This window comes from Micromonospora sp. BL1 (genome assembly GCF_003667485.1).
Classification (GTDB): domain Bacteria; phylum Actinomycetota; class Actinomycetes; order Mycobacteriales; family Micromonosporaceae; genus Micromonospora; species Micromonospora tulbaghiae.
Genome location: NZ_RCVK01000186.1, coordinates 1 through 8,004, shown reverse-complemented (window position 1 = coordinate 8,004; position 8,004 = coordinate 1). Strand labels below are relative to the sequence as shown.

Below are 8,004 nucleotides of genomic sequence, written 5' to 3'. Positions count from 1 at the left end.
AGATGTGTATAAGGGACAGGGGGGAGAGGGTTCGGCGGACTGTGCGGGAGCCTCGCATGCGCTGGCGGGGCTGGGCAGCCGCTGCCTTCGGGCGCTTGAGGTGGTAGCGGTGCAGCTCGTTGTTGCCCGGCAGCGACGGATCCTCGCTCATCGCGACCAGTTCCCAGCCCTGGTCGCCGGCCCGGTTCAGGTGGGCCAGCGCGGTGTCGCCGTACGGCGTCACGTCGATCATGGAGCCGTCCGGGCCGTACCAGATGAAGACGACCTCCCACCCGGCGTCGGTGGTGGCGGCCTGGCGGCGGCGGACCAGCAGCGCGTACTCCCACTTGAGCATGCGCTCATTGTGGACCCGCGCGGGCGACTCGGCACGGATCAGTGTTCGGCGATCCGTCCGTCCGCGACGCGCAACCGCCGGTTCACGCTCACCGCGTCGAGCATCCGCCGGTCGTGGGTCACCAGCAGCAGCGTTCCCGGGTAGCTGGCCAGCGCCGATTCGAGCTGCTCGATCGCCGCCAGGTCGAGGTGGTTCGTCGGCTCGTCGAGCACCAGCAGGTTCACGCCGCGCCCCTGGAGCAGGGCCAGCGCGGCCCGGGTCCGCTCGCCGGGCGACAGCGTCGCCGCCGGCCGCAGCACGTGGTCGGCGCGCAGCCCGAACTTCGCCAGCAGCGTGCGCACGTCGGCCGGGGCCAGATTCGGTACGGCGGCGCCGAACGCGTCGAGCAGCGGCTGGTCGCCGAGGAACAGCCCTCGGGCCTGGTCGACCTCGCCGACCACCACACCCGGGCCGAGCGCGGCGTGCCCCTCGTCCAGCGGGAGCCGGCCGAGCAGCGCGGCGAGCAGGGTGCTCTTGCCGGAGCCGTTCGCCCCGGTGATCGCCAGCCGGTCGGCCCAGTCGATCTGCAGGTCCACCGGGCCGAGCGTGAAGCCGCCTCGGCGTACCACCGCTTGCCGGAGCGAGGCCACGACGGCGCCGGCGCGGGGCGCGGCGGCGATCTCCATCCGCAGCTCCCACTCCTTGCGCGGCTCCTCGACCACCTCCAGCCGCTCGATCAGCCGGGCGGTCTGCTTGGCCTTCGCGGCCTGCTTCTCAGTCGACTCGGCGCGGTACTTGCGGCCGATCTTGTCGTTGTCGGTGGCCTTGCGCCGGGCGTTCTTGACGCCCTTCTCCATCCACGCCCGCTGGGTGCGGGCGCGCGCCTCCAGGTCGCTCTTCGTGTCGGCGTACTCCTCGTACTCCTCGCGGGCGTGCCGGCGCGCCACCTCCCGCTCCTCCAGGTAGGCCGCGTAGCCACCGCCGTAGTGGTTGACCTGCCGCTGGTGCAGGTCCAGCTCGACGATCCGGGTGACGGTGCGGGTGAGGAACTCCCGGTCGTGGCTGACCACCACGGTCCCGGCGCGCAGGCCGGTGACGAAGCGTTCCAGCCGGTCCAGCCCGGCCAGGTCGAGGTCGTTGGTGGGCTCGTCGAGCAGGAAGACGTCGTACCGGCTGAGCAGCAGCGACGCGAGCCCGGCGCGGGCGGCCTGCCCGCCGGACAGGCCGGTCATCGGGTGGTCCAGGCCGACGTCGAGACCCAGCTCCGCGGCGACCTGCGCGGCCCGTTCGTCCAGGTCCGCGCCGCCGAGGTCGAGCCAGCGTTCCAGAGCGTTCGCGTACGCGTCGTCGGCGCCCGCCGCCCCGGCGGTGAGCGCCTCGGTGGCGGCGTCCAGCGCGGCCTGCGCGGCGGTCACCCCGGTCCGTCGGGCCAGGAACTCGCGGACCGTCTCGCCGGGCCGGCGCTCCGGCTCCTGCGGCAGGTAGCCGACCGTCGCCGTGGGCGGGCTGAGCGAGACCGAGCCCTGCTCGCGGGGGACCAGACCGGCGAGGGTACGCAGCAGCGTGGACTTCCCCGCGCCGTTGACCCCGACCAGCCCCACCACGTCGCCGGGCGCGACGACCAGGTCGAGGTCTTCGAAGAGGAGGCGGTCACCGTGGCCGGCGGTGAGATCCTTGGCGATCAACGTGGCGCTCATCAGGTGGTCGAGCCTACCGGCGGGCGCATCCGGATTACCGTGACCCGCGCTCGCGGCGGCACCGGTGTGAGGGAGACTCACAGCCGTGGTGACCACACTGGCGATCGACTGCGGTGGCGGCGGGATCAAGGCCTCCGTGCTGGACGCCGCCGGGACCATGCGCGCCCGGCCGCTGCGCGTGCCCACGCCGTACCCGTTGCCGCCCGGCCTGTTCGTCAAGACGCTGCTGGATCTCGGCGCCCGCCTGCCCACGGCGGACCGGCTCACCGTGGGCATGCCCGGCATGATCCGGCACGGCGTGGTGGTGGCGACGCCGCACTACGTGACCCGTTCCGGGCCGCGCAGCCGCGTCGACCCGGAGCTGGTAGCCGAGTGGTCCGGGTACGACGCGCGCACCGCGCTGGCCGCGGCGTTCGGCGTGCCGGCGCTGGTGCTCAACGACGCCGAGGTGCACGGCGCGGGCGTGGTCGCCGGGACCGGCTGCGAGCTGGTGCTGACGCTCGGCACCGGGCTGGGCAGCGCGTTGTTCGACGGCGGGACGCTGGCACCCCACCTGGAGTTGTCGCACGCGCCGGTGCGGTGGAACACCACGTACGACACGTACGTGGGGGAGCCGGAACGACGGCGGCTCGGCGACGCGTTCTGGTCGCGGCGGATCCGGCAGGTGGTGGACGGCCTGCGGCCGGTGTTCCGCTGGGACCGGCTGTACCTCGGCGGCGGCAACTCCCGGCTGATCCGGCCCGAGCAGGTGGCCCGGATGGGCGACGACGTGGTGATCGTCCCGAACACGGCCGGAATCGTCGGTGGTGTCCGGGCCTGGGACCTGATCGGCGGCCGGTACGACCCGACCACCTGATCTTCGACCGCAGGAACACTCGCGGTTCCGTCGGTGTTGTGCCAGCGTCGGACCTAGGGCCTGGCGCGACACGAGGAGGTGGGTCGAGTGGATCTTCTGGCGGAGTACCGGCGGGCGACCATGTTCTTCGAAGCGGGTGACCCGACCGGAGCGGCCCGGCTGCTCGAACCGATCATCGAGGCGGAGCCGGACAACTCATCGGTCCGGCAGCTGCTGGCCCGCGCGTACTTCCAGTCGGCCCAGCTCAACCGGGCTGAGGAGCAGTTGCGCGCGCTGGTCGACCGCGACCCGAGCGACCACTACGCGCACCACGTGCTCGGCCGCACGCTGGAGCGGATGAACCGGCCGGCGGACGCGCTGCGGCACCTGCGCATCGCGGCCGCGATGTACTCGACGAACACCGACTACGCCACCGCCCTGCGCCGGGTGGAGGGCAAGGTCGGTCGTTGACCGATGACGCGGAAGGGCAGCCCGGGCGGGCTGCCCTTCCGCGTACCTAGGATGGGACCGTGAAGCTCAAGCTCGACCTCCACGACATCTACAACAAGGGCCACGACATCGATCGCGCGCTGCGCGGGATCATGGACGAGGCGGTGGCGAAGAAGGCCACGCTCGTGGAGATCATCCCGGGCAAGGGCTCCGGCGCGCTGAAGAAGAAGGTGCTGCGCTTCCTCGACCAGAAGGACGTGAAGCAGCTCTACCACCGGGTCGAGAAGGACTCGAAGAACTTCGGCCGCCTGTTCGTGCACTTCCGCTGGAAGTAGCCGGTCAGGCCGGGCGGCCGCCGAACACCCAGTTGTGCACCTCCACCTCGGCGTACCGGTCGGCGGCCAGCACGGCGTGCGCCTCGTCCGGCCCGGCCGCCCGCACCAGCGCTGCCGTCCCCACCCACGTCACGCCGTCGTCGGACAGCAGCGGCCCGTACGCGATCAGCTCGTCCTGCCGCTGCGGCAACACCGGGCCGGCGCTCTGCTCCGGACCGAGGCCGAGCACCAGGTAGCGGTTGCCGCCGGTCCGGCCGCCGGTGAAGTCCCACATGGTGCGGCCCAGCATGTTCCGCCACCGCCGCAGCATCACGTCCCGGTACGCGCCGGCCTGGTAGTTGGGCTCGTCGAAGGCGAACGCCCGCGCGGCGGCGGGGTCGGGCAGGCTCAGGATGTGCACGCTGCCGGTCGGCGAGCCGTCGTCGGCGAGGGTCGGGCCGCGCGCGATCATCTGCTCCGCGTGCCGGTCCATGTAGGACCAGTGCTCCTCGACCAGTCCCTGACGCAGAGACGCCGAGCCGGGCCGATCGCGGTGGTAGCAGAGGAACTCCATGACCCGAGTCTTCCGGTCGATCAACAGGCGTAGCCACTTCTTTGTGGGTACTTGTCGGCGTGCGCGACCGCGACGAACCTGATGATGGGCAGAGGCGGAAAAGAACAGGTCAGGAGGCGGTACGGGCTTCGGCGAGTTTGTCCAGGCGGCGGTGGCCCCAGTCGGAGAGGGGAGCCAGCGCCTCGGCCAGGTCGCGGCCGAAAGTGGTGAGCGAGTACTCGGTCTTCAACGGCAGCACCTCGTACGCCTCCCGGTGCACCAGTCCGTCGCCCTCCATCTCCCGTAACGCCTGAGTCAGCACCTTCTCGGTGAGTCCCGGAAGCTGCCGGCGCAGCTCTCCCGGGCGGCGCGGGCCGGATTCCAGCAGCCAGAGCAGGGCTGTCTTCCACTTGCCGTCGATCACGGCGATCGCGGCCGTCGCTCCACAGACGTTCAGATCCTGGGCCCGGCTGCGCGTCATCTGCGTCCCGTTCGACAAGAGGAGTCTGCGTGAACACCAATCCCGACAAGTCTGTCACGGTGCTCGGTCTGGGACCGATGGGTCGCGCGCTGGCCGGCGCCTTCCTGAGCGCCGGAGTGCCCACGACGGTCTGGAATCGCACGCCCGGCAAGGACCGTGAGCTGGTCGAGCGGGGTGCGACAAGCGCACGGACCGCCGAGGAGGCGGTCGCCGCGAGCGGGCTGACTGTGGTCTGCGTGGTGAACTACGACGCGTCGGACGCGATCCTGCGACGCGATGCGGTGGCCGCCGCGCTCACGGGTCGAACGGTCGTCAGCCTGACGGCCGACACCCCGGACCGGGCCAGGGACACCGCAGGATGGGCGGCCGGCCACGGCATCCGGTATCTGGACGGCGCGATCATGACGCCGACCACCACCATCGGCACCGCAGGCGCGGTGCTCATCTACAGCGGTCCGGCCGGCCTCTATCGGGAGCACCAGCCGGTGCTCGACGCGCTGGGCGGCACCCACACGCACCTCGGCGAGGAGATCGGGCGCGCGGCGGCGTACGACATCGCGTTGCTCGACATCTTCTGGACCGCGATGGCGGGTTACGCGCACGCGCTGGCGGTGGCCAGGGCGGAGGGCGTGACGGCGCGGGAACTCGTGCCGTTCGCCGCCGGCATCGCCGCGATCCTGCCGCCGATCTTCGAGGAGAGTGCGGCGGAGATGGACACGGGCACCTTCCCCGGCGACGGCAACCCGATCACTTCCGCCGTGTCGTCCATGGCGCACATCGTCCACACGTCCGAGGCGCACGGCATCGACGCGGGGGTGATGCGCGCGGCCGAGGGCATGGCCCGCCGGGCCGTCGGGCTGGGCCACGGCGCGGACGGTTTCCTGCGGGTCGCCGAGGTCCTGGCGCGGCGTTGACCCACAGCCAGTACGCCGAAGTGGCGGTATCCCGGCGCGCGGATACCGCCACTTCGGCGAGGTGGTGTCGATCGAGAGGTGGTGTCGATCAGGCAGACCGCTCAGAGCGGGTACGTGCGCGCCACCGCCAGCATCTCCGAGCTGTGTGAGCCGACCACGCCCACACCCTCCGGCCGAGGCCGGAACCCGGGCACCCCGGACAGCCCGTCACTGGCGTCCATGGCCCGCACCGAAACGGCACCGCCCCGGGGCACGAGCGTCAGCGTGAACTCGACACCCTCCGGCGGCGGGGCGTGGAACACGACCCCGAATCCCCACTTGCCGTCGCCCGGCTCGACCGGCACGTCCCGCCCGGCCACCGAGGCGGACCGCACGGTGGCCGTGCCGGTGTCGACGTGCAGCGTGAGCAGGCGTACCTGCCGCTGCGGCACCACCCGTACCCGCAGCACGCGCTGGTCACCCGAGCGGCTGTCGGAGAGCAGGTCCAGCTTCGGGGCGGGCAGGGGCGCCGCGGTGGCCGGTCCGCCGCGCAGCTCGGTGGTGCCCAGCCCGGGGAAGTCGTCGGCGATCGAGACCGTGCCGTCGACGTAGCCGTCGGTCCAGGGCTGCGGCTTCTCCTCGCGAGTGAGCCACGCGGCCTTCCCGGTGCCCGCGTCCAGCGCGTACATCAGGTGGGTCGGCACGGGATGCGCGGCGTCGAAGCGGTCCACCGCGAGGCCGACCCCGGCGAGCACCACCGCGGCCAGCGCGGCGGCCGCGGCGGGCAGCGCGCCGAGCCGGCGTGCGCGCAGCGCCAGCAGACCGCGCTGGCCGCCGGCCCGGGGGTGCAGCAGGTCCACCACCGGGAGTACGGCGAGGCCGAGCAGCACCGCGACGAGCGCGGCTACCGCGCCCATGCCCATGCCGAGCGCCGGGAACAGCAGCACCACCGGAGGCAGCAGGATCACCACCGCCACCGCGGCGGCGAGCGTCACCGCGATCACCGGCCACGGGCCGTCGCGCCGGGTGGCGAGCGCCGCGAACCCGGCGAGCGCGCCGGCCAGCGCCGGCAGTGTCGTCAGGTACGCCCCGCCGGGCACCGCCACGGCGAGCAGCACACCGAACACGGCCAGCCAGGCCAGCCCGCCGAACGCCAGCGCGGCCGGGCCGACCCGGCGGCGCAGCAGCGCGTACCAGCAGAACAGCACCGCGGCGGAGAGCGCCACCACGGCGAGCCGGTACGCCACCGGGCGGTACGGGTCGAGCAGTTCCGCGTACCCGGGCCGGATCGTGGTGATCGCGGTCCAGAGCAGCCACGCGCCGAGCGGGGCCACGACGACGGGGGCCAGGGTGAGGCCGAAGCCGGCCGCGAGCGTGCCGGCGGTGGCCCGGCCGCGGCGGCGCAGGAGCCAGCCGAGCGCGCCGACGGCGAGCAGCGCGGCCACGGCGAGCGGCAGGGTCAGCCAGCCCGGGTAGCGGACCAGGCCGCCGAGCACGGGGAAGTAGGTGTCGTCGTGACCGGCACGCAGGTCGCCCAGGTCGGTGCGGCCGAACTCGCGGGCCAGGCCGAGCGCGTTGTCACCGTGCATCTGGAGGCTGCCCCGGTCCATCCGGGCCGGCACGTCCAGCGGGGTGTGGTAGATCGCGCCGCCGTCGATGTACGCGGAGTTGAGGCCCACGAACCTGCGGTCGAGGAACGCGGTGAAGTCGGTGTCGTTCGGCAGCGCCCGGTAGATCTCCACCGCGAACGAGGTGCCCACCGGGTGCGGCGCGGCCCTGCCGAAGATCTCCACGAGCTTCGCGTTGTTCCGGGACGTCTCGAACATGATCACCGGACCGGTGGAGCCGCGCGCCTCCAGGTTGAGCACCACCCCGCCGTCGCGCGCGAGCGGGTGGTCGGCGGCGAATCCGGCGGCCCCGCACAGGCACGCCTCCTCCGCGTCGGTCAGCACGAAGACGATGTCGTTGCGGGGGCGCGGGCCGGTGCTCAGCGCCCGGGCCACCTCCAGGATCGCGGAGGTGCCGGCGGCGTCGTCGTTGCCGCCCGGCCCGGTCTGCACCGAGTCGTAGTGGGAGACCAGGAACACCTTCCCGGTCGGGTCGGTGCCGGGGAGCCGGGCCACCACGTTGCGGACCCGGGCCAGCGTCGCCCCGCCCGCCGCGCCGGACAGCTGCCCGGCCTCGGGCGCGACCGCGTCCTGCACCTCGGTCTGAAGGCCCAGCCCGCGCAGCGTGCCCACCAGGTGTTCGCGTACCCGGTCGTTGGCGGCGCTGCCGGCCACGTGCGGCTCGGCGGCGATCACCTCGACGTTCCGGAACGCCCGGCCGGCGCTGAACTCGCCCTCCGGCGCGTCCGCCGGACGCGGCGCCGGGGTGGAGAGGCCGACCAGGACGCCCGCCCCGACGGCGAGCAACGCCACAGTCGCGGCGACGGCGGCGATCGGCCTCCGGCGGGGTCTGGCGAACGC

General features: G+C 73.2%; 9 protein-coding genes. 4 read left to right on the top strand and 5 right to left on the bottom strand.

The genetic code is table 11. The features are described from left to right. Both EAD96_RS08065 and EAD96_RS08060 read right to left on the bottom strand, forming a co-directional pair. On the bottom strand, positions 1 to 334 hold a 334-nt coding region (locus EAD96_RS08065; protein WP_121683796.1), incomplete at its 3' end, for a hypothetical protein. A 38-nt stretch (positions 335 to 372) separates the two neighbouring features. Continuing rightward, the gene (locus EAD96_RS08060; protein ID WP_121683795.1) at positions 373 to 2,010 is read right to left on the bottom strand and encodes an ABC-F family ATP-binding cassette domain-containing protein; all 1,638 of its coding nucleotides are present in this window, start codon (positions 2,008 to 2,010) and stop codon (positions 373 to 375) included. Between the two features lie 85 nt (positions 2,011 to 2,095). Between EAD96_RS08060 and EAD96_RS08055 the strand changes: the two genes are divergently transcribed. The 3 genes from EAD96_RS08055 to EAD96_RS08045 all read left to right on the top strand — a co-directional run bounded on the left by EAD96_RS08055 (position 2,096) and on the right by EAD96_RS08045 (position 3,630). Next, positions 2,096 to 2,866 carry an ROK family protein gene (locus EAD96_RS08055; RefSeq protein ID WP_121683794.1) on the top strand — a complete coding sequence of 257 codons (771 nt, stop codon included), beginning with the start codon at positions 2,096 to 2,098 and terminating at the stop codon, positions 2,864 to 2,866. A gap of 87 nt (positions 2,867 to 2,953) precedes the next feature. After that, a complete protein-coding gene (locus EAD96_RS08050; protein ID WP_120572992.1) occupies positions 2,954 to 3,316 on the top strand; it encodes a M48 family metallopeptidase in 363 nt (120 codons plus the stop codon). A 59-nt stretch (positions 3,317 to 3,375) separates the two neighbouring features. Next, positions 3,376 to 3,630: a Smr/MutS family protein gene (locus EAD96_RS08045; protein ID WP_013288724.1), complete on the top strand. Its 255-nt coding sequence runs from the start codon at positions 3,376 to 3,378 to the stop codon at positions 3,628 to 3,630. A 4-nt stretch (positions 3,631 to 3,634) separates the two neighbouring features. Here EAD96_RS08045 and EAD96_RS08040 read toward each other — a convergent pair whose 3' ends face one another. After that, complete coding sequence (locus tag EAD96_RS08040; RefSeq protein WP_121683793.1) at positions 3,635 to 4,183, bottom strand: YciI family protein; 549 nt, start codon at positions 4,181 to 4,183, stop codon at positions 3,635 to 3,637. A gap of 109 nt (positions 4,184 to 4,292) precedes the next feature. After that, a complete protein-coding gene (locus EAD96_RS08035; protein WP_121683792.1) occupies positions 4,293 to 4,643 on the bottom strand; it encodes a helix-turn-helix domain-containing protein in 351 nt (116 codons plus the stop codon). Between the two features lie 29 nt (positions 4,644 to 4,672). Here EAD96_RS08035 and EAD96_RS08030 point away from each other — a divergent pair, with 29 nt between their 5' ends. Continuing rightward, a complete protein-coding gene (locus EAD96_RS08030) occupies positions 4,673 to 5,557 on the top strand; it encodes an NAD(P)-dependent oxidoreductase (protein ID WP_121683791.1) in 885 nt (294 codons plus the stop codon). 101 nt (positions 5,558 to 5,658) lie between these two features. Here the strand turns inward: EAD96_RS08030 and EAD96_RS08025 are convergent. Further along, a partial coding sequence (locus tag EAD96_RS08025; protein ID WP_233585533.1) for a M28 family peptidase occupies positions 5,659 to 8,004 on the bottom strand: 2,346 nt, incomplete at its 5' end.

Excerpts from the sequence above, each read along its gene's own strand:
- EAD96_RS08060 (WP_121683795.1), bottom strand. The coding sequence starts at position 2,010 with ATGAGCGCCACGTTGATCGCCAAGGATCTCACCGCCGGCCACGGTGAC.
- EAD96_RS08040 (WP_121683793.1), bottom strand. The coding sequence starts at position 4,183 with ATGGAGTTCCTCTGCTACCACCGCGATCGGCCCGGCTCGGCGTCTCTG.
- EAD96_RS08035 (WP_121683792.1), bottom strand. The coding sequence starts at position 4,643 with ATGACGCGCAGCCGGGCCCAGGATCTGAACGTCTGTGGAGCGACGGCC.